Genomic DNA, 18,745 nt, shown 5'->3' on the forward strand with positions numbered 1-18,745 from the left:
CGCTAGGCCCGCCCGCCGGAACTGGCCAGCGCCGCCTGCCGTGCGCGTTCCACCGCGGCGGGCAGAACGGCAAGCACTGCGTCGACGTCGGACTCGGTGCTGGTGTGGCCCAACGACAGTCGCAGCGACCCGCGGGCGCTGGCCGGATCCGCTCCCATGGCCAGCAGCACGTGCGACGGCTGGGCCACGCCGGCGGTGCACGCCGATCCCGTGGAACACTCGATGCCCTTGGCATCCAGCAACATCAGCAGCGAGTCACCTTCACAGCCGCGGAACGTGAAGTGCGCGTTGCCCGGCAGCCTGCCCGATTCCGGATGGGCGCCGTTGACGTCGACGTCGTCGATCGCGGACAGCACGCCGTCGATGAGCCGGTCCCGCAGCGCCCGCACCCGGGCGCTGGTCGACTCCATGTTCTGCACGGCGTCCAGCGCCGCCACGGCCATCGCCACCGCGCCCGCGACGTCCTGCGTGCCGGATCGCACATCGCGTTCCTGCCCGCCCCCGTGCAGCTGGGGCACGCACGCGGCATCGCGGCGCAGCAGCAGCGCACCGACCCCGGTGGGGCCGCCGAACTTGTGCGCGGCGACACTCATCGCCGCGAGCCCGCTGGCTGAGAAGTCCACCGGGATGTGACCGACCGCCTGAATGGCGTCACTGTGCACTGGGATGTCGAACTCGGCGGCGACCGCGGTGAGCTCCCTGATCGGCATGAGGGTGCCGACCTCGTTGTTGGCCCACATCACCGAGACGAGGGCGACATCGCTGGGGTCCTCCAGCGCGGTTCGCAGGTCGGCGGCACTGACCGCACCCTGCTGGTCGACCGGCAACCACGTCACCTCGGCGCCCTCGTGCTCCACGAGCCACTCGACCGCGTCGAGGACGGCGTGATGCTCGACCGCGGTGGTGACGATCCGGGTTCGACGCGGATCGGCGTCGCGGCGCGCCCAGAAGATGCCCTTGACGGCGAGGTTGTCGCTCTCCGTGCCGCCTGCGGTGAAGATCACCTCAGACGGGCGCGCGCCCAGCACCTTGGCCAGCGATTCGCGCGCCTCCTCGAGGCGCCGACGGGCCACCCGCCCCGCTCCGTGCAGCGAGGATGCGTTGCCCACGGAAGCCAGCACAGCCGTCATGGCCTCGATGGCCTCGGGGCGCATCGGGGTGGTGGCGGCGTGGTCGAGATAGACCGGGCCTGGCACAGACATAACCGTTCCACCATAGCCGTCGCGGCTGGACCGACCGCACCGCGCTCACGCCACCAGCGCGTGACCCTCGCCGCAGTCGGTGGGCGCGACCAGCGCAGTACGGTTCGCCTGAACGCGCACGGCGGCCTCGCAGCGGGCAGCCAGATCCCGTCGGTCCGTACCGGGCAGTTGCAGCGACTCGACGTGGATGTGGCAGATGGTGCGCCGGGCGGTGATCACCCGCCGCACCGACGTCAGCAGCGAGTCGTCGCCGACGAACGCCGGAACGGTGGACGGCCTGCCGTCGCGGTGGCGGTAACTGAGCCGAAGCGGCTGCACGGGCCTGCCGGCGTCGACGGCAGCCTGGAACATCGCGGGCCGGAACCGACCGTAACCCAGCCCGCACCAGGTGGTGCCTTCCGGGAATGCGATGACGGTGTGGCCGGCCCGCAGCCGCTCAGCGACCGCGGCCACCACGGCAGGCAACCTGCGTAGGCGCGCGCGGTCGATCGGGATGATCTTCATCAGCCGCACGACCGGACCCAGCGCCGGCCAGTCGACCAGGTCGGCGCGAGCGACGTACGAGCCGGGCAGCACGGTGCCGATGGTGAAGATGTCCAGCCAGGACACGTGGCCGCTGACCACGAGCACGCCCGGCACGTTGCGGATGGGGCCGCCGGACACCTGCATGCGCACCCCGAGGGTGCGCAGCATCATCCGGCAGTAGCCGCGTTGCACGTGTGCGCGACCGGGCATCGGCACGGCCAGCAGCCATACCCCGCAGAACAGTGTCAGTGCCGCCGCGGTGCGCAGCGCGGTGCGGCATACCACGATCCAGCGACGACCCGGGTCGTCGGCGCCGGCGTGCACACATCCGGCGCCGCAGCTGGCGCGCTGCAGCCAGGCGTGCTCCGTCGCGAGCGTCACGCGGACTCACCCACTGCCACCGCCGCGGCGCCGACCGATCGCAGCCGTGTCAGGTAGCGGGTGTCGGCGCGGCGTTTGTCCAGCAGGGCCGGGAAGTCCCCGACACCGAACTCGGGGTCGTGCGCGGGCTCGCCACACACCTGCGCGCCGAGGCGCAGATAGCCGCGCATCAGTGGCGGCACCGATACCCGCGCAGGCGCCTCGATGTCGTCGAGGCCGCGCCCGTCGAGCACCACCGGGCGGTACGGGCGCACGGTGTACTCGGCCGGCGCGGCGTGCCGGCGCCTGACGAAATCCCGCACGCCCCGTAGCTGGCTCCCGGGCGGGCAGACCCCATCCGGGTCGGTGACGGGAACCGACACGCAACCGGTGACGTAGTCGTAGCCGCAGCGGTCCAGGTAGGCCAGGATCCCCGCCCACATCAGCAGCACCACCGCGCCGTTGCGGTGCCCCTCCCGGACCACGGCGCGGCCCATCTCGACCAGCGACGGCCGCAGCGGATCCAGCGCCGAGACGTCGAACTCGGTGGCGGTGTACAGCCCGCCCGCGGCGATCGCACCGGGCGGGGGCAGCATGCGGTAGCACCCGACCAACTCGCCGGAGTGGTCGTCACGAACCAGCAGGTGGTCGCAGTGCTCGTCGAAGCGGTCGGCATCAAGGCCTCCGCTGTCGGCGGTGAGCGTGAACCCGGGTTCGGAGGTGAACACGTCATAGCGCAGACGTTGCGCGGCTTCGATGGACTCGGCGTCGGTGCACAGCAGCATCGAGTACCGCGGATGAGCGGACGAGTCCCCGCTCGGCGTCGATTCGTCGGACGAGATGAGTACAGAAGCAGTGCTCATAGCCAGCACGGTCGCGCAGCCGTCGGGCGCGACGGCAATCGGTGCGTGACGTGTTCGTGAGCGCCAAGTGACGGTTCGGGGTGTGCGTGCCGGCAGGAGAACCCGGCAGAAGAGCGATGAAAGGACCCCCGCCTCCGAATGGAGACGGGGGTCCTGACGGCTGCCTGGGCAGCGGAGGATCAGCCCTTGCGGGCTTTGACCTTCTCGGTCAGCTGCGGGGTCACCTTGAACAGGTCGCCGACGATGCCCAGATCGGCGATCTCGAAGATCGGGGCTTCCTCGTCCTTGTTGACCGCGATGATCGTCTTCGAGGTCTGCATGCCGGCGCGGTGCTGGATGGCGCCGGAGATGCCGAGCGCGATGTACAGCTGCGGGGACACGGTCTTGCCGGTCTGGCCCACCTGGAACTGGCCCGGGTAGTAGCCGGAGTCGACCGCGGCACGCGAGGCGCCGACGGCGCCGCCGAGCGAATCGGCCAGCTCCTCGACGACCTTGAAGTTCTCTTCGCTGCCGACGCCGCGACCACCGGAGACGACGACGGTCGCCTCGGTGAGCTCCGGACGGTCGCCCGCCACGGCGGGCTCGCGAGACGTGATCTTCGTCGCGTTCTCGGCGGGCGCCGGGACCTCGACGGTGACGACCTCGCCGGCGCCCTCTGCGGGCTCGGCGTCGATCGAACCCGGACGCACGGTGATCACCGGGGTGTCACCGACGGACTCGGCCTCGACGGTGTAGGCGCCACCGAAGATGGAATGGATGGCCTTGCCGCCCTCTTTGACGTCGACGACGTCGCTGAGGATGCCCGCCCCGATCCGCGCGGCCAGCCGGCCGGCGATCTCCTTGCCGTCAGCATTCGACGACAGCAGCACGGCCGCCGGCGTGGCCGACTCCGCGAGCGACGCCAGCACGTCGACGTACGGCGTGATCAGGTAATTCTCGGCGTCGTCGGATTCGGCGACGTAGATCTTGGCGGCACCGGCAGCCTTCAGGCCGTCGGTCAGGCCGTCGGCGGTGCCCGGCTTGCCCACCACGACGGCGGAGGGCTCGCCCAGCACGCGGGCGGCGGTGATCAGTTCACCGGTGACCTTCTTCAGCTCACCGTCGGCGTGCTCCACGAGCACGAGTACTTCAGCCATGGGTTTCGTCTACCTCTATGTCTGTCAGGGGGATGAAAGTTCGAATGCTCTGCTAGATGATCTTCTGCGCCACCAGGTACTCGGCGATCTTGGAACCGCCCTCGCCCTCGTCGGTGACCTTCTCGCCAGCGGTCTTCGGCGGCTTCGGAGTCGACGACAGCACCTTCGACCCGGCGTTCGCCACGCCGACCTCGTCGGCCTCGACACCGATCTCGGCCAGCGTCAGCGTGGTCACTTCCTTCTTCTTGGCGGCCATGATGCCCTTGAAGGAGGGGAAGCGGGGCTCGTTGATCTTCTCGTTGACGCTGACGACGGCCGGCAACGACGCCTCGAGCGTGAACACGCCCTCGTCGGTCTCGCGCTCGCCGGTGACCTTGCCGTTCTCCACGGTCAGCTTGCGCACGTGGGTCAGCTGCGGCAGGCCGAGGTACTCGGCGATGATCGCCGGCACGGCGCCGCCGGTGCCGTCGGTGGCCTCGTTGCCGGCGATGACCAGTTCGGTGCCCTCGATGGTGCCCAGCGCGCGGGCCAGCGCCCAGCCGGTCTGCACCATGTCCGAGCCGCTCATGCCCTCGTCGACGAGGTGCACGGCCTTGTCGGCGCCCATCGACAGAGCCTTGCGGATGGCCTCGGTGGCACGCTCGGGACCGGCGGTCAGCACCGTCACGGTGCTGTCACCGCCTTCTTTCTCTTTGATCAGCAGCGCCTCTTCGACGGCGCGCTCGTTGATCTCGTCGAGCACGGCGTCGGCAGCCTCACGGTCCAGGGTCCAGTCATCCTCGGACAGCTTGCGCTCGGACCACGTGTCAGGCACCTGTTTGATCAGGACCACGATGTTCGTCATGACTCTGGTTCGTCCTCCTCGAAGAGGCCGGAGACCGGCCTGCAATACCACGTTGTAAGCAATCACCACCATGTTACCCGTGGGTAACTTAATGTGGCTCTCAGGATCACCATAGCTGGTCGAAGTTTGTGCTCGATGAGGCCGTCGGGCAGGTGCAGACGCGACGAACAGTTCGCCATTGCAGGGTTACGCGTTAGCCTGCCCCCGATGAGGGCTTGCCCGAAGAGAAGATGGTCCAGATGAGCGCATCACTTACCGACGGCCCCGCCGGCGATCCGCCCCGCAGCACTCCCGGTGCTGCTCAGCTGCCGCTGACGGGCGAGCGGACCGTGCCCGGGGTGGCGGAGGAGAACTACTGGTTCCGCCGACACGAGGTCGTCTACCGACGGCTGGCCGAGCGCTGCCGCGGCCGCGACGTCCTCGAAGCCGGGTGTGGTGAAGGTTACGGTGCGGATTTGATCACCGACGTCGCGAACCAGGTGATCGGCCTGGACTACGACCAGTCGGCCGTCGACCATGTCCGCGTTCGGTACCCCCGCGTCGACATGCGCCAGGGCAACCTGGCCGACCTGCCGCTGGCTCCGGGCTCCGTCGACGTCGTGGTCAACTTCCAGGTGATCGAACACCTGTGGGACCAGCACCGCTTCGTCACCGAATGCCATCGGGTGCTGCGACCGGGCGGCCTGCTGCTGATGTCGACCCCCAACCGCGTCACCTTCTCCCCCGGCCGCGACACCCCGGTGAACCCGTTCCACACCCGCGAACTCAACGCCGCCGAACTCACCGAATTGCTCGAGTCGGGAGGCTTCGTCCTGGAGTCGATGCTGGGGGTTTACCACGCGGCACGACTCGCTGCCCTCGACGCACGACACGGCGGATCGATCATCGACGCGCAGATCACCCGGGCCGTGGCCGACGCACCGTGGTCACCCGAGCTGCTGGCCGACATCGAGTCGATCACCGTCGACGACTTCGACCTCGAGGCCGGCGGTCCGCACCGGCACATCGACGACAGCCTGGATCTGGTGGCGATCGCGGTGCGGGCATGAGCGAACCGAGGCCCGAACCAGTCCCGGGACTGTTCACCCTGGTCCTGCACACCCACCTGCCCTGGCTGGCACACCACGGCCGCTGGCCGGTCGGTGAGGAGTGGCTCTACCAGTCATGGTCGGCGGCCTACCTGCCGTTGGTGCGGGTGCTGCGCACGCTGGCCGCCGAGAACCGCCGCCAGCTGGTCACATTGGGCGTCACCCCGGTGGTGGCCGCCCAGCTCGACGACCCGTACTGCCTGCAGGGCATGCATCACTGGCTGGCGAACTGGCGGCTGCGCGCCCTGGAGGCGGCGACCATGCGCGGCGCGACCGGACCTGCCCCGTCCTCGGCGTCTCCGACCCCGTCCTCGGCGCCGCCGGCGTCCTACTCGGCGCCGCCGGCGCTGCGCCGGTTCGGCGCCCGCGAATGCCGCGAAGCCGACCGCGAGCTCGACGAGTTCGAGACGCTGTGGCGCCACGGCGCCAGCCCGGTGCTGCGCGAGCTGATCGACGGCCAGGTCATCGAGCTGCTCGGCGGGCCGCTGGCGCACCCGTTCCAGCCCCTGCTCAACCCGCGCCTGCGCGAGTTCGCGCTGCGCGAAGGCCTGGCCGACGCCGGGCAACGCTACGCGCACCGCCCCGCCGGGATCTGGGCGCCGGAATGCGCCTACGCGCCGGGGATGGAGACCGACTACGCGGGCGCCGGCGTCGGCCACTTCATGGTCGACGGGCCCTCGCTACACGGCGACACTGCGCTGGGGCGCCCCGTCGGCGACACCGACGTCGTCGCATTCGGACGGGATCTGCAGGTCAGCTACCGGGTGTGGTCACCGCGCTCGGGATACCCCGGCCACGCCGCCTACCGCGACTTCCACACCTACGACCACGCCACCGGCCTCAAACCGGCCCGCGTGACGGGACGCAACATCCCCTCGCAGGACAAGGCGCCCTACGACCCGGATCGCGCCGAAGCCGCCGTCGACGGCCACGTCGCCGACTTCGTCGACACGGTGCGCCGACGGCTCACCGCCGAATCGGCGCGCATCGGCCGGCCCGCACACGTGATCGCCGCCTTCGACACCGAACTGTTCGGGCACTGGTGGTACGAGGGGCCGGTCTGGCTGGAACGGGTGCTGCGCGCCCTGCCGGCCGCCGGCATCCGGGTCGGCACTCTGGCCGATGCGGTCGCCGACGGGTACGTCGGCACGCCGGTGGATCTGCCCCCCAGCTCGTGGGGCTCGGGCAAGGACTGGCAGGTGTGGTCCGGCGACAAGGTCGCCGATCTCGTCCAGCTCAACAGCGAGGTCGTCGACACCGCGCTGAGCACCGTCGACAAAGCGCTCGCCCAGACCGCACTGCCGGGCTCACCGACGCCGCGGCACACCGTCGCCGACCAGATTCTGCGCGAGACGCTGTTGACGGTCTCCAGCGACTGGCCCTTCATGGTCAGCAAGGACTCCGCCGCCGATTACGCCCGCTACCGGGCCCACCTGCACGCCCACGCCACCCGGGAGATCGCCGCCGCGCAAGCCGCCGGCCGCCTCGAGCAGGCCGCCCGCCTGGCCGAGGGCTGGAACCGTGCCGACGGGCTGTTCGGTGCGCTGGACGCGCGCAGGCTCCCGGGCCCGTGACGATGAAGGTCCTGCTCGTCTCCTGGGAGTACCCGCCGGTGGTCATCGGCGGGCTGGGCCGTCACGTGCACCATCTGGCCACCGAACTGGCTGCTGCGGGACACGACGTCGTCGTGCTGAGCCGGCGACCGACCGCCACCGACCCGCACAGCCACCCGACCACCGACGAGGTCGCCGACGGCGTGCGGGTGATCGCCGCCGCCGAGGATCCGCACGAATTCGCGTTCGGTACCGACATGATGGCCTGGACGTTGGCGATGGGCCACGCGATGATCCGGGCCGGGATCGCCCTGGGTGACTGGCGGCCCGACGTCGTGCACGCCCACGACTGGCTGGTCGCGCACCCGGCCGTCGCCTTGGCCCAGTTCTTCGATGCACCTTTGGTTTCCACGATCCACGCCACCGAAGCCGGCCGGCACTCGGGCTGGGTCTCCGGGCCGGTCAGTCGACAGGTGCACGCCCTGGAGCGTTGGCTTGTGCACGAGTCCGATTCCCTGATCGCCTGTTCGGCCTCGATGCGTGACGAGATCACCGCCCTGTTCGGTCCCGATCTGGCCGAGGTGGCGGTCATCCCCAACGGCATCGACACCGACGGATGGCCGTTCGCATCCCGGCGCCCGCAGACGGGCCCGCCGGAACTGCTCTACTTCGGCCGGCTCGAGTACGAGAAGGGCGTGCACGACGCGATCGCCGCGTTGCCCCGGATCCGGCGCACCCATCCCGGCACCACGTTGACCGTCGCCGGTGACGGCACCCAACTGGGTTTCCTGACCGAGCAGGCCCGCCGACACAAGGTACTCAAGGCGACGAACTTCGTTGGGCGCGTTGACCATGAAGGACTGCTGCGGCTGCTCCACCGAGCCGACGCCGCGGTGCTGCCGTCGCACTACGAGCCGTTCGGCATCGTCGCCCTCGAAGCGGCGGCCGCAGGAGCACCGCTGGTCACGTCGACCGCCGGCGGGCTCGGCGAGGCGGTGATCGACGGGCAGACCGGACTCTCCCATCCACCCGGGGACGTCGCGGCACTGGCCGCTGCGGTACGTGTGCTGCTCGACGACGCCGACGCCGCCCAGCGGCGCGCGAACGCCGCCCGCGATCGACTGACCGCCGAATTCGCCTGGCACACCGTGGCCGCGGCCACCGCACAGGTCTATCTGGGCGCCAAGCGCGGCGAACGCAGCCCGCAGCCGCGGCACCCGATCGCCGAACGCGCCCTGCCCGACCGCTGAGCGATCAGGATTTCTTCTCCCGCCACACCCGCTCGAACGGCAATCGCCAGGCGTGCGGAGCGATGAGCTGGTGAATCGCGTTCGGCCCCCACGTCCCGGGCTGATACATCTTCACCGGCGGCGGGTCGACCAGCAGCGGGGCCGACCGTTCCCATAGCGACTCGATGCCCTGCGCCGTGGTGAACAGTGTGTGATCCCCACGCATCGCGTCCAGGATCAGTCGCTCGTAGGCCTCCAGTACGTCGTCGACGTATTCGGTTTCCTGCGTGGAGAACTGCATCGACAGCTTCTCCAGCTTCATGCCGGGGCCCGGGCGCTTGCCGTAGAACGACAGCGAGATCTTCGACGAATCCGCCAGATCGAACGTCAGATGATCCGGGCCCTGCGCACCGACGCCCGAGCCCGCCGGGAACATGGTTCGCGGCGCCTCCTTGAACGCGATCGACACGATCCGCTGGCCTTCGGCCATCTTCTTTCCGGTACGCAGATACACCGGCACCCCGGCCCAGCGCCAATTGTCGATGCCCACCTCGAGCGCGACGAACGTCTCGGTGTCCGAGTCGCGGGCGACCCCGTCCTCCTCGCGGTAGCCGGTGTACTGGCCGCGCACCACCTTCCGGACATCGATCGGCAGCATCGAGCGGAAGACCTTGTTCTTCTCCTCGCTGATCGCCCGCGGCTCCAGAGCGGTCGGCGGTTCCATCACCACGAATGCCATCACCTGGAACAGATGCGTGACCACCATGTCCTTGAAGGCGCCGGTGCTCTCGTAGAAGTTCGCGCGCGCATCCAGACCGAGCGTTTCGGGAATGTCGATCTGGATGTGATCGATGAAGTTGCGGTTCCAGATCGGCTCGAACAGCCCGTTGGCGAACCGGAACGCCAGGATGTTCTGCGCGGCTTCCTTACCCAGGAAGTGATCGATACGAAAGATCTGGGACTCGTCGAAGGTCTCGTGCACGAAGGCGTTGAGCCGCACCGCGCTGTCCAGGTCGGTGCCGAACGGCTTCTCCATCACCACCCGCGACCGCTCGACCAGGTCGGCCTCCTCGAGCATCGTGATCACCGCTTCGGCGGCCTTGGGCGGCACCGACAGGTAGTGCAGGCGCTGCACCCCGTCGCCGAGTTCTCGTTCACCACGCGTGACGGCCGCGGCCAGCGCCTCGGGCCCTTCGCCCTGCGGAACATAGGTCACCTTCTCGGCGAACTGACTCCACTGTTCGTCGGTGAGGGGGCGGTTGCCGAACGAGTCGACCGCCTCGCGGGCCAACGCCCGGAACTCGTCGTCGGTGTAGTCCTCGAGTGACGTGCCCACCAACCGGATGTCGGGTGTCAGCGACGACTGCTCCAGGTAGGCGATGCCGGGCAGCAGCTTGCGGCGCGCCAGATCCCCGGTGGCGCCGAACAGCACGATCACGAACGGGGCCAGCGGCGGCTCGTCGTGGCGGAAGGGGTGGGCCCCGGTGGCGGGATAGGCGATGTTCTGCGGGTTGGCTAGGGCCATGCCGAAATGCTGTCATCCCCGTCGGCGGGGCGCAGCATCAGCAGCAAACCCACCTCAGCGGGAGGCCTTCTTGCGTTCGATGTCGGCCAGCGCCGCGGCCAGTTCGGCGCGTTGCGCCGCCGAGGTCTCCCAGGACAGCTTGCGGTTCTTGACCACCTTCGCCGGCGCCCCCACCGCGATCGAAAAGTCCGCGATCTCGCCCTTGACCACGGCGTGGGCGCCCAGCACGCACCCGCGGCCGACCGAGGTGCCGCGCAGCACGCTGACCTTCGCGGCCACCCACGTGTCCGGCCCGATACGCACCGGGGCCTTGACGATGCCCTGATCCTTGATCGGCAGTTCGATGTTGTCCATCTTGTGGTCGAAGTCGACGACGTAGCACCAGTCGGCCATCAGCACCGAATCGCCCAGTTCGATGTCGAGATAGGTGTTGATCACGTTGTTGCAGCCGAGCACGACCTTGTCCCCGATGCGCAGGGACCCCTCGTGGCAGCGCAGCGTGTTGCCGTCTCCGATGTGCACCCAGCGGCCGATCTCCATCTGGGACAGCTCGGGGGTGGCTTGGATCTCCACACCCTTGCCCAGGAACACCATGCCGCGGGTGATGATGTGCGGGTTGGCCAGCTTGAACTTCAGCAGCCGCCAGTACCGCACCAGGTACCACGGGGTGTAGGCGCGGTTTGCCAGCACCCACTTCAGCGAGGCCAGTGTGAGGAACTGCGCTTGACGCGGATCTCGCAGACGCGAGCCTCGCCAGCGCTTGTGCAGCGGCGCACCCCACATCGTCGTCATGGCCGCAAAGCCTACGCGAGCCCACAGGGGCCCAGCGGTTACCCTCACGTGGGCGCGGAACAACGACACCCGTACCCCCGCGCCCGTCGACCAGTAAAGGAATTACGTGCTGCGGCGAATCCTCGTATTGGCCACGACAGTGCTGATCGCCGGTGCGTGCGCCGGCTGTGGTGACACCGACGACTGGGTGCTCGCGCGAGCCGCCACCGGTTGGGCCGCGCAGTACGCGACCGCCGAGAACAGCAGCTACTCCGAGAGCGCCGGTCCCGATGAGCTGCGGCTGGACTGGATCCGCTCGGTCAAGGGCGAGGTCGCCGCGCAGGTCGCCCTCGGCTCGGATCACTACCTCGCGGTCAACGGGCAGACCGCCGCGGGCTGTTCGCTGATGGTGTGGGAGAACGACAACCGGGCCAGGCAGCGCTGGTGCACGCGGCTGGTCCAGGGCGGCGGTTTCGCCAGCCCCCTCCTCGACGGCTTCGACAACGTCTACATGGGTCAACCGGGGTTGGTGCAGTCGTTTCCGACGACGCAGTGGGTGCGCTGGCGCACCCCGGTGATCGGCATGCCGATGACGATGCGATTCCTGTCGCCCGGGCGACTGCTGGTGCTCACCCATCTGGGGCAGGTGCTGGTCTTCGACGCCCAGCGCGGGACCGTCGTGGGCACCTCACTGGACCTGGTCGCCGGCCTGGACCCGCGGGACTCCTTCCGCGGTCTCGACGACTGCCGCAGCGGCGGACCGGACTGCCCGGTGGCCGCCGCGCCGGCGTTCTCGGAGGCCGCAGGCCTGGTGGTGGCGCCGCTGTGGGAGCCGGGTGCCGACGCGCCCGTGCTCATCGGGCTGCGCTACCGCCCCGGCCAGACCCCGCTGTTGAGCCGCGAATGGACCAGCGACGCCGTGGGCGGCGGGCCGCTGGCCAGCCCGGTCATGTCCGCCGACGGATCAACGATCTACGTCAACGGCCGCGACGAGCGGCTGTGGGCCATCAACAGCGACGACGGCACCGCCAAGTGGTCGGTCCCGCTGGATTACCTGGCGCAGACGCCGCCGTCGGTGACCCCCAGCGGTCTGGTCGTGGCCGGTGGAGGCCCGGGGGCGCAGCTGGTCGCGATCCGCGACACCGCCGAGGAGGGTGAGGAGATCTGGCGTCGCGACGACATCACGCCGCTGTCCACCTCGAGCCTCGCCGGCGTCGGCTACACCGTGGTCTCCGACGGCGCCGCAGAGGGCGACGACGACACGGGCATGGCACTGGCCGTGTTCGACCTGGGCGACGGTCACACCATCAATCGCTACGAACTGCCCGGGGGCAGTGGATGGCCGGTCGGGGTCTCGGTCGGCCACGACGGTCGCCTGGTCACCGCCACCAGCGACGGCCGCGTGTTCGGCTTCGCTCCCGCCTGAATCTGTTCCGGAATCCGCTGGTCGCGCTAACACCAGCGTCACAGTCAGGTAATACCGATCTTTCGAAGCGGTGTAAGAGTGCACACTCAGATCACTCCAACATGCCCGGAAAACGAACAAGGGGACGCAGGTGTCGGAATTCCTCGGAACGGTCAGCGGTCTCGTGTGGCACGAGACGCTGGTCTATCTCTGTCTGGCCGCAGGTGTGTACTTCTCCATCCGATCCCGATTCGTGCAGGTACGCCAGATCCCGGAAATGATCCGGCTCATGCTCAAGGGAGAGAAGTCACCGTCGGGTGTGTCGAGCTTCCAGGCGTTGACGATCTCGCTGGCCGGCCGTGTCGGCACCGGCAACATCGCCGGCGTCGCAACGGCCATCGCGTTCGGCGGGCCCGGCGCCCTGTTCTGGATGTGGGCGGTCGCGTTCCTCGGCGCGTCGACCTCGTTCGTCGAATGCACGCTCGGCCAGATCTACAAAGACCGCGACAAACTGACCGGCGAATACCGAGGCGGCCCCGCGTACTACTTCAGCCAGGCGTTCGCCAACACGGCCGCGGCGGTCCCGATGAAGATCTACGGCTACGTCTTCGCGGCGGTCACCATGCTGGCCATGGGTCTGCTGCTGCCCAGCGTGCAGTCCAACTCGATGGCCTCGGCCATGAACATCGCCTGGGGCTGGAGCGAGTGGTGGGTGGCCGTGGGCATCGTCATCGTGCTGGCCTTCGTCATCATCGGCGGCGTCAAGCGCATCGCGACCTTCGCCTCGATCGTGGTGCCGTTCATGGCGGTGGTCTACATCGCGCTGGCGCTGGTCATCGTGCTGATCAACGCCAGTGAGATCCCGTCGATCATCTCGCTGATCTTCTCCAGCGCGTTCGGCATCGACTCCGCGTTCGGCGCCATCCTCGGGGTGGCGGTGATGTGGGGCGTCAAGCGCGGGATCTACTCCAACGAGGCGGGTCAGGGCACCGGTCCGCACGCCGCGGCCGCCGCCGAGGTGTCCCATCCGGCCAAGCAGGGCCTGGTGCAGGCCTTCGCCGTCTACGTCGACACGCTGTTCATCTGCTCGGCGACCGGGTTCCTCATCCTGTCGACCGGGGCCTACCGCGTGTTCGAGGGTGAGAGCGCCGACGGCGCGGTGATCGCCGAGGGCGGCATCCTCCCGGAGGGTGTCGAGGTGGGCCCGGCGTTCGCGCAGACCGGCTTCGACACGCTGTGGAGCGGCGCCGGAGCCAGCTTCATCGCGATTTCACTCGCGTTCTTCTGCATCACGACGATCATCGCCTACTACTACATGGCGGAGACGAACCTGCGGTTCCTGCTGGGCAAGGCCGCGACGATCAACGTCCCCTTCATCCGTGGCACGGTCGGCTCGAACACGACCATCCTGCTGCAGGCGCTGATCCTGGTGTCGGTCACCATCGGCGCGGTGTCGACCGCCTCGGACGCGTGGACGCTGGGTGACATCGGTGTCGGGCTGATGGCCTGGCTGAACATCGTCGGCATCCTGATCCTGCAGCAGCCCGCGTACAAGGCGCTGTGGGACTACGAGAAGCAGAAGAAGCAGGGTCTGGACCCGATGTTCGACCCGATCGCCCTCGGCATCAAGAACGCGACATTCTGGGAGAACTACGACCCGGCCACCGGCAAGGACAAGCAGCGTTCGGCGGCCGCACCGGAGTGACCCTCAGGCCAGCATGTCGGCGATCGCGCTGCGGGGAACCGTGGCCCGCAGCGCGCCGCCGGCACCGGCCATGATCTCGCCCTGACCGAAGAAGAAGATCAGCTCCTCGTCGGTGAGCGCGAACTGCTGGTACTTGGCTGGATCCAGGCCGTCGGCGGGGGCGATCGGGGCGTCGACGCCCAGCTGACGCGCCACATCGGCCTGCACGATCGGGAAGATCACGTCCAGCGGCCGGGTGTCCGGCCGGAACAATGTGTCGAAGGTCAGTGGCGCGTCGGCCTCGAGATTCCAGTTGAAGGACTTGTACCAGGTCTGGGGGTGCGCACCGCCGACGTTCTCGTACACCTCGAACACCACGCTGCGGGTACCGGCCTCGTCAGCCGGCGGTGCCGTCTGCGGTGTCGCGGCGTCGGCGTCGGTGTCCTCCGGAGCACCGGAGCGGTAGTCGGTTCCGCGGGCGTCGAGCACGTAGGGCAGGTTCCACGAGCCGGGCATGTCGGAGACGTTGACGAACCCGTCCCGGGTCTGACGCAGGTAGTCGGTGATCGCCTGCTGGTCGGGGTAGTCGGCGGGGAACGTGAAATCCAGCGTGTAGGTCGGGTTGGAGACGTGCACCCGGCACGTCTGCTCGTCGTCGACCGATCCACCGAGCTCCGCGCAGGCCGACTGGGCGGCGGCGACGGGGGCGCTCGCCAGAACGGTGGCCACACCGGCGGCAAAGAGGGCGGCGGCAAGATTGCGCAACGTCGGATGTCCTCGTGATCGGCGCCGGATCGGTCCCCGGCGGAGTTGATGCCAGGGTACGTGCCCGGTCAACGTGACGGACGGCATATGAATGCCGTTGCCCGCCCGGCACGCCCGGATCCGAGCCGGGTCAAGATCACCGTGGCCTGTGACGAGCCGCGCAGCCGCAGCCGGGACCGCAGGACATCCGGGTCGACGTCCAGCCCCCGTACCAGGATCTCGACGGCACCGACGCCGCGGTCCGACAGCGCCTGCCGCAGCCGCCGCTCGTGATAAGGCAGCGTGTCGAGCACCTCGAAACCGCGTACCCCTGCGGGTAACCGGTCCCCGGACAGATAGGCGATGTCGGCGTCGAGTTGCCACAGCCCGTGCCGGACCGCGTACTGGCGCACCAGCCCGGCCCGCACCACGGCACCGTCGGGGTCGACGATCCAGGTGCCCGCGGGCCGCACCGCGCAGTCGTCGGGCTCGCCGTCGGTGAACTGTTCGCCGGTGTCGAGCACCGACGCGCGGCGGCGCACGCCCCGCGGCGACAGCCCGCGCGACCACAGGCACGCTTCACGCACGCTCCCCGACCACGACGTCACCTCGACCTCCCCGTCGAAGCCCAGTCGCCGCACCGCATCGAAATCGATTCCGGGAGCGCACTTCACGACGTACTCACGGCCTGCGAGAACGCCGATGAGGTCGTCGAGCGGCGGCAGATAGCCGCGCGGATCGAATCGGCGGCGGGTGCCACTGCGCCGTGCCGGGTCGGCGACCACGACCGCGTCGGCGGTGACCGGACGTAGCGCGTCGGCCCGGCACAGCAGCACCGGATCACCGCGCAACCCCAGGTTGTGCTCGGCCATCGCCAGCCGTACCGCATCGAGGTCGCTGCCGACCACCAGCTGCGCCGTATCACGCAGTGCCGCAAGCTCGGTGCCGACCGAGCAGGTCACATCGTGCACGACGGCGCCGGCCAACCGCCGGGCCCGATGCTCGGCCACCGGTGTCGCGGTGGCCTGCTGCAGCGCCTCGTCGGTGAACAACCAGCCCTCGGCCTTGCGGAGCTTCGCCGACGCCCGTCGGCGCAGCCGTACCGTTTCCACCAGAACACCGGCTCGATCACCGAATCGCGCTCGGGCAGAGCTGATTTCAGCGATCAGCGAAGCGTCGGTGAGCTGATATCCGGCGACCTCGTCCAGCGCCGCGCGTCCGTCCGCGCTGCGCAGGTAGGCCACATCGTCGAGGCGAAACGCTACGACGGTTTGACCCCGGTCACCATGACGTTGTAGAACCAGCCCTTCGGAACGACGTGGCGCCACACGTTGGCGTCCAGCCACGACAACCTGGTCCAGCTGCCGAACGCGAATTTGGCCCAGCCCCAGCCCAGCCGCCCCGGAGGCACGGCCGCCTCGAAGGTGCGGATCGGCCACCCCAGCATTGCCGCGGTGAACTCCTCACTGGCGGTGCGGATCTCGACGGCGCCGGCGTTGGCGGCCATCCGTTCGAGGTCGGCGGGATCGAAGGTGTGCAGGTCGACGACCGCCTCCAGGGCTGCGGCGCGCGACGACTCGTCGAGCTCGGCCTGCGGGCGTCGCCAATCGGCCAGGAACGGCAGCTTGGTGACGTTGGTCGCGACCCGCCAGGTCAGCGTCGAGAGCTCACGGGCGTACCGGTTGCCTGTTGTCGTCGGTTCGCCGGCGAACACGAACCGCCCGCCGGGCTTGAGCACGCGCACCACCTCCCGCAGCGACAGCTCGACGTCGGGGATGTGGTGCAGCACCGCGTGCCCGACCACCAGGTCGAAGGTGTCGTCGTCATAGGGGATGCCCTCGGCGTCGGCGACCCGACCGTCGACGTCCAGACCGAGCGATTGCCCGTTGCGGGTGGCCACCTTGACCATGCCGGGCGAGAGATCGGTCACCGATCCGCGCCGTGCCACCCCGGCCTGGATCAGGTTCAGCAGGAAGAACCCGGTACCGCAGCCCAGCTCCAGGGCCCGGTCGTAGGGCAGCTGCCGCTGGGCCTCTTCGGGTACGGCGGCGTCGAAGCGACCGCGCGCATAGTCGACGCAGCGCTGGTCGTAGGAGATCGACCATTTGTCGTCGTAGGTCTCGGCCTCCCAGTCGTGGTAGAGCACCTGGGCGAGCTTGGAATCGTGCATCGCGGCTTCGACCTGCTCCTGCGTCGCGTGCGGCGTCGGAGCCGGGACGCCGGGGTCCTTCGTTTCCGTCATGCAGGGCAGCCTAACTGTTGGCGGGGTGCCCGCCCGAACCGTCTACCGCCCGGCGGTGGCCACGCCGAAAGCGGCCTTCGCGGCGGCCAGGGCCGAGGGCGGATAGTCCAGGAACCGACTGGCCCACGCCACGGCGGCGTCGTAGACGGTGTCTGGCGCCACCAGCTGGTCGATCAGGCCGAGTTCGAGGGCCTCGCGAGCATCGACGAAGCGGCCGCTGAACACCAGGTCCCTGGCCTTGCTGGACCCGATCGTGTCGGCGAGCCGGACGGCGCCACCAGCGGCGGGCGCCAGCCCGGCGAGGATCTCCGTGGCGCCGAACTTGGCGTTGTCGCCGCTGATGCGCCAGTCCGTGGCCAGCGCCAGGGTCAGTCCCGCCCCGAGCGCGTAGCCGGTGATGGCGGCGACGGTCGGCTTGGTCAGCGCGCCGACCGCATCGACGGCCTCGGCGCCGAGGCGGGCGCGTGCCTCGCCCTCGTCAGCGCTGAGGGTGGCCCGCTCGGGCATGTCGTCGCCCGCGCAGAAGATCTCGTGGCCGCCGAACAGGATGACCGCGGCGATGTCGTCGCGCGCGTCCAAGGCGGCGGCGGCCTCGGTGATCTCCCGATACACCTGCCGGGTCAGCGCGTTGGTCGGTGGTCGGGACAACAGAAGGGTCGCCAGCCGCGGCGCGGAATCGCCGTCTCGACTCTCCGGCGCAGCATGGTCGGCAAGGTCGGCGACCACGACGTCGACGAACTCGCTCACCTGAGCGGTGCTCCGTCGGTGTAGCCCTGCGGTGCGCGGCGGTTGCGGACCGCGTTGTAGCGCTCACTGTTGAAGAACTCGATCTCCCAGTTGCCGCCCTCCTGGGCGGCCAGGGACGGCTCGATGGCCACGATCTGCCGCTCCACGGCCAGCACCTCGGGGACCGTGCGCCCGTCGAGAGCATCCAGCTGCGTCCACGTCGGCGGCAGCAGGAAGCTACGTCCCTCGGCGAAGTCGTCGAGGGCGGCCCGCGGCGTGACCCAGTCGGCCTTGTCGGTTTCGGTGTTGTCGCCGTCAGCACGCTGGCCTTCGGGCAGTGCTCCGACGAAGAAGTAGGTGTCGTAGCGGCGGGTGCGCTCCTCTTTCGGGGTCACCCAGTTCGCCCATGGACGCAGCAGGTCGGCCCGCAGCATCAGGTTCTCCGCGCGCAGGAACTCGGCGAACGACAGCGACTTGTTCTCCAGCGCAGCCCGCTGCTCCCGGTATACCGATGCGTCGTCGACCAGCAGGTCGGGATCGTCGGCAGCCCCGGCGAACAGCACCCCGCACTCCTCGAAGGTCTCGCGTGCCGCCGCGCACACCAGAGCCGAGGCGAGGTCGGGGTCCACTCCGAACCGCTCGGCCCACCACTGCCGGTCCGGACCGTGCCAGGCGACGTCGGCGGTGCGGTCCCGGTCGTCGACTCCCCCGCCGGGAAACACCATCACGCCGGCGACGAACTCCATCGCCGAATGACGACGCATCAAGAAGACCTCCAGCGGGCTCTTGCCGTCCCGAATCAACATCACGGTCGCAGCCGGCCGCGCCGGCAAGGGCTCGTCGGTCAT

General features: G+C 69.3%; 17 protein-coding genes. 5 read left to right on the forward strand and 12 right to left on the reverse strand.

The window, feature by feature from the left end:
• Window positions 1-2: 2 nt before the first annotated feature.
• The 5 genes from ACEWX3_RS19100 to ACEWX3_RS19120 form a co-directional block, all read right to left on the reverse strand.
• Window positions 3-1,202, reverse strand: a complete 1,200-nt coding sequence (locus ACEWX3_RS19100) for a cysteine desulfurase family protein (RefSeq protein WP_207066306.1) — start codon at window positions 1,200-1,202, stop codon at window positions 3-5.
• Window positions 1,203-1,247: 45 nt separating this feature from the next.
• The gene (locus tag ACEWX3_RS19105) at window positions 1,248-2,108 is read right to left on the reverse strand and encodes a 1-acyl-sn-glycerol-3-phosphate acyltransferase (RefSeq protein ID WP_207066307.1); all 861 of its coding nucleotides are present in this window, start codon (window positions 2,106-2,108) and stop codon (window positions 1,248-1,250) included.
• Window positions 2,105-2,950: a GNAT family N-acyltransferase gene (locus ACEWX3_RS19110; protein ID WP_207066308.1), complete on the reverse strand. Its 846-nt coding sequence runs from the start codon at window positions 2,948-2,950 to the stop codon at window positions 2,105-2,107. Before ACEWX3_RS19110 ends, ACEWX3_RS19105 begins: the two co-directional genes overlap by 4 nt.
• Before the next feature lie 179 nt (window positions 2,951-3,129).
• Entirely contained in the window at window positions 3,130-4,086 is a 957-nt protein-coding gene (locus tag ACEWX3_RS19115) for an electron transfer flavoprotein subunit alpha/FixB family protein (protein ID WP_207066309.1), read from the reverse strand.
• A gap of 52 nt (window positions 4,087-4,138) precedes the next feature.
• Window positions 4,139-4,930: an electron transfer flavoprotein subunit beta/FixA family protein gene (locus ACEWX3_RS19120; RefSeq protein WP_207066310.1), complete on the reverse strand. Its 792-nt coding sequence runs from the start codon at window positions 4,928-4,930 to the stop codon at window positions 4,139-4,141.
• 239 nt (window positions 4,931-5,169) lie between these two features.
• Here ACEWX3_RS19120 and ACEWX3_RS19125 point away from each other — a divergent pair, with 239 nt between their 5' ends.
• From ACEWX3_RS19125 to ACEWX3_RS19135, 3 genes are read left to right on the forward strand one after another with little or no spacing between them, the layout of a single operon-like run.
• On the forward strand, window positions 5,170-5,979 hold the full coding sequence (locus tag ACEWX3_RS19125) for a class I SAM-dependent methyltransferase (protein ID WP_221360901.1): 810 nt from the start codon (window positions 5,170-5,172) through the stop codon (window positions 5,977-5,979).
• Window positions 5,976-7,592, forward strand: a complete 1,617-nt coding sequence (locus ACEWX3_RS19130; RefSeq protein WP_374157339.1) for a 1,4-alpha-glucan branching protein domain-containing protein — start codon at window positions 5,976-5,978, stop codon at window positions 7,590-7,592. The genes ACEWX3_RS19125 and ACEWX3_RS19130 overlap by 4 nt, the downstream gene beginning before the upstream one ends.
• A 2-nt stretch (window positions 7,593-7,594) precedes the next feature.
• Window positions 7,595-8,821, forward strand: coding sequence for a glycosyltransferase family 4 protein (locus ACEWX3_RS19135; protein ID WP_207066411.1), 1,227 nt, complete (start codon window positions 7,595-7,597; stop codon window positions 8,819-8,821).
• A gap of 4 nt (window positions 8,822-8,825) precedes the next feature.
• Here ACEWX3_RS19135 and zwf read toward each other — a convergent pair whose 3' ends face one another.
• Both zwf and ACEWX3_RS19145 read right to left on the reverse strand, forming a co-directional pair.
• A complete protein-coding gene (gene zwf / locus ACEWX3_RS19140) occupies window positions 8,826-10,325 on the reverse strand; it encodes a glucose-6-phosphate dehydrogenase (RefSeq protein ID WP_207066313.1) in 1,500 nt (499 codons plus the stop codon).
• Between the two features lie 54 nt (window positions 10,326-10,379).
• Window positions 10,380-11,117, reverse strand: a complete 738-nt coding sequence (locus tag ACEWX3_RS19145) for an acyltransferase (RefSeq protein WP_152516539.1) — start codon at window positions 11,115-11,117, stop codon at window positions 10,380-10,382.
• Between the two features lie 106 nt (window positions 11,118-11,223).
• Here ACEWX3_RS19145 and ACEWX3_RS19150 point away from each other — a divergent pair, with 106 nt between their 5' ends.
• On the forward strand, window positions 11,224-12,522 hold the full coding sequence (locus ACEWX3_RS19150) for a PQQ-binding-like beta-propeller repeat protein (RefSeq protein WP_374157340.1): 1,299 nt from the start codon (window positions 11,224-11,226) through the stop codon (window positions 12,520-12,522).
• 130 nt (window positions 12,523-12,652) lie between these two features.
• Window positions 12,653-14,206 (forward strand): alanine/glycine:cation symporter family protein, encoded by a 1,554-nt coding sequence (locus ACEWX3_RS19155; RefSeq protein ID WP_374157341.1) that lies wholly within the window; start codon window positions 12,653-12,655, stop codon window positions 14,204-14,206.
• A gap of 3 nt (window positions 14,207-14,209) precedes the next feature.
• On the opposite strand, the gene ACEWX3_RS19160 is transcribed toward ACEWX3_RS19155, so the two are convergent.
• The 5 genes from ACEWX3_RS19160 to ACEWX3_RS19180 all read right to left on the reverse strand — a co-directional run bounded on the left by ACEWX3_RS19160 (window position 14,210) and on the right by ACEWX3_RS19180 (window position 18,745).
• Window positions 14,210-14,950, reverse strand: a complete 741-nt coding sequence (locus ACEWX3_RS19160) for an esterase (RefSeq protein ID WP_374157342.1) — start codon at window positions 14,948-14,950, stop codon at window positions 14,210-14,212.
• Window positions 14,951-15,018: 68 nt separating this feature from the next.
• Window positions 15,019-16,257 (reverse strand): class I SAM-dependent methyltransferase, encoded by a 1,239-nt coding sequence (locus tag ACEWX3_RS19165; RefSeq protein WP_374159900.1) that lies wholly within the window; start codon window positions 16,255-16,257, stop codon window positions 15,019-15,021.
• Window positions 16,191-17,171: a class I SAM-dependent methyltransferase gene (locus ACEWX3_RS19170; protein ID WP_221360915.1), complete on the reverse strand. Its 981-nt coding sequence runs from the start codon at window positions 17,169-17,171 to the stop codon at window positions 16,191-16,193. Before ACEWX3_RS19170 ends, ACEWX3_RS19165 begins: the two co-directional genes overlap by 67 nt.
• A gap of 42 nt (window positions 17,172-17,213) precedes the next feature.
• Window positions 17,214-17,918: an enoyl-CoA hydratase gene (locus ACEWX3_RS19175; protein ID WP_374157343.1), complete on the reverse strand. Its 705-nt coding sequence runs from the start codon at window positions 17,916-17,918 to the stop codon at window positions 17,214-17,216.
• Entirely contained in the window at window positions 17,915-18,745 is an 831-nt protein-coding gene (locus ACEWX3_RS19180) for an NUDIX hydrolase (protein ID WP_374157344.1), read from the reverse strand. Before ACEWX3_RS19180 ends, ACEWX3_RS19175 begins: the two co-directional genes overlap by 4 nt.

The organism is Mycobacterium sp. G7A2, from assembly GCF_041902445.1.
Taxonomy (GTDB): domain Bacteria; phylum Actinomycetota; class Actinomycetes; order Mycobacteriales; family Mycobacteriaceae; genus Mycobacterium.

Coding starts and splice junctions, on each gene's coding strand:
- ACEWX3_RS19130 (WP_374157339.1), top strand. CDS start 5,976: ATGAGCGAACCGAGGCCCGAACCAGTCCCGGGACTGTTCACCCTGGTC.
- ACEWX3_RS19110 (WP_207066308.1), bottom strand. CDS start 2,950: ATGAGCACTGCTTCTGTACTCATCTCGTCCGACGAATCGACGCCGAGC.
- ACEWX3_RS19180 (WP_374157344.1), bottom strand. CDS start 18,745: ATGACCGACGAGCCCTTGCCGGCGCGGCCGGCTGCGACCGTGATGTTG.
- ACEWX3_RS19170 (WP_221360915.1), bottom strand. CDS start 17,171: ATGACGGAAACGAAGGACCCCGGCGTCCCGGCTCCGACGCCGCACGCG.
- ACEWX3_RS19120 (WP_207066310.1), bottom strand. CDS start 4,930: ATGACGAACATCGTGGTCCTGATCAAACAGGTGCCTGACACGTGGTCC.
- ACEWX3_RS19115 (WP_207066309.1), bottom strand. CDS start 4,086: ATGGCTGAAGTACTCGTGCTCGTGGAGCACGCCGACGGTGAGCTGAAG.
- ACEWX3_RS19135 (WP_207066411.1), top strand. CDS start 7,595: ATGAAGGTCCTGCTCGTCTCCTGGGAGTACCCGCCGGTGGTCATCGGC.
- ACEWX3_RS19125 (WP_221360901.1), top strand. CDS start 5,170: ATGAGCGCATCACTTACCGACGGCCCCGCCGGCGATCCGCCCCGCAGC.
- ACEWX3_RS19145 (WP_152516539.1), bottom strand. CDS start 11,117: ATGACGACGATGTGGGGTGCGCCGCTGCACAAGCGCTGGCGAGGCTCG.
- zwf (WP_207066313.1), bottom strand. CDS start 10,325: ATGGCCCTAGCCAACCCGCAGAACATCGCCTATCCCGCCACCGGGGCC.
- ACEWX3_RS19100 (WP_207066306.1), bottom strand. CDS start 1,202: ATGTCTGTGCCAGGCCCGGTCTATCTCGACCACGCCGCCACCACCCCG.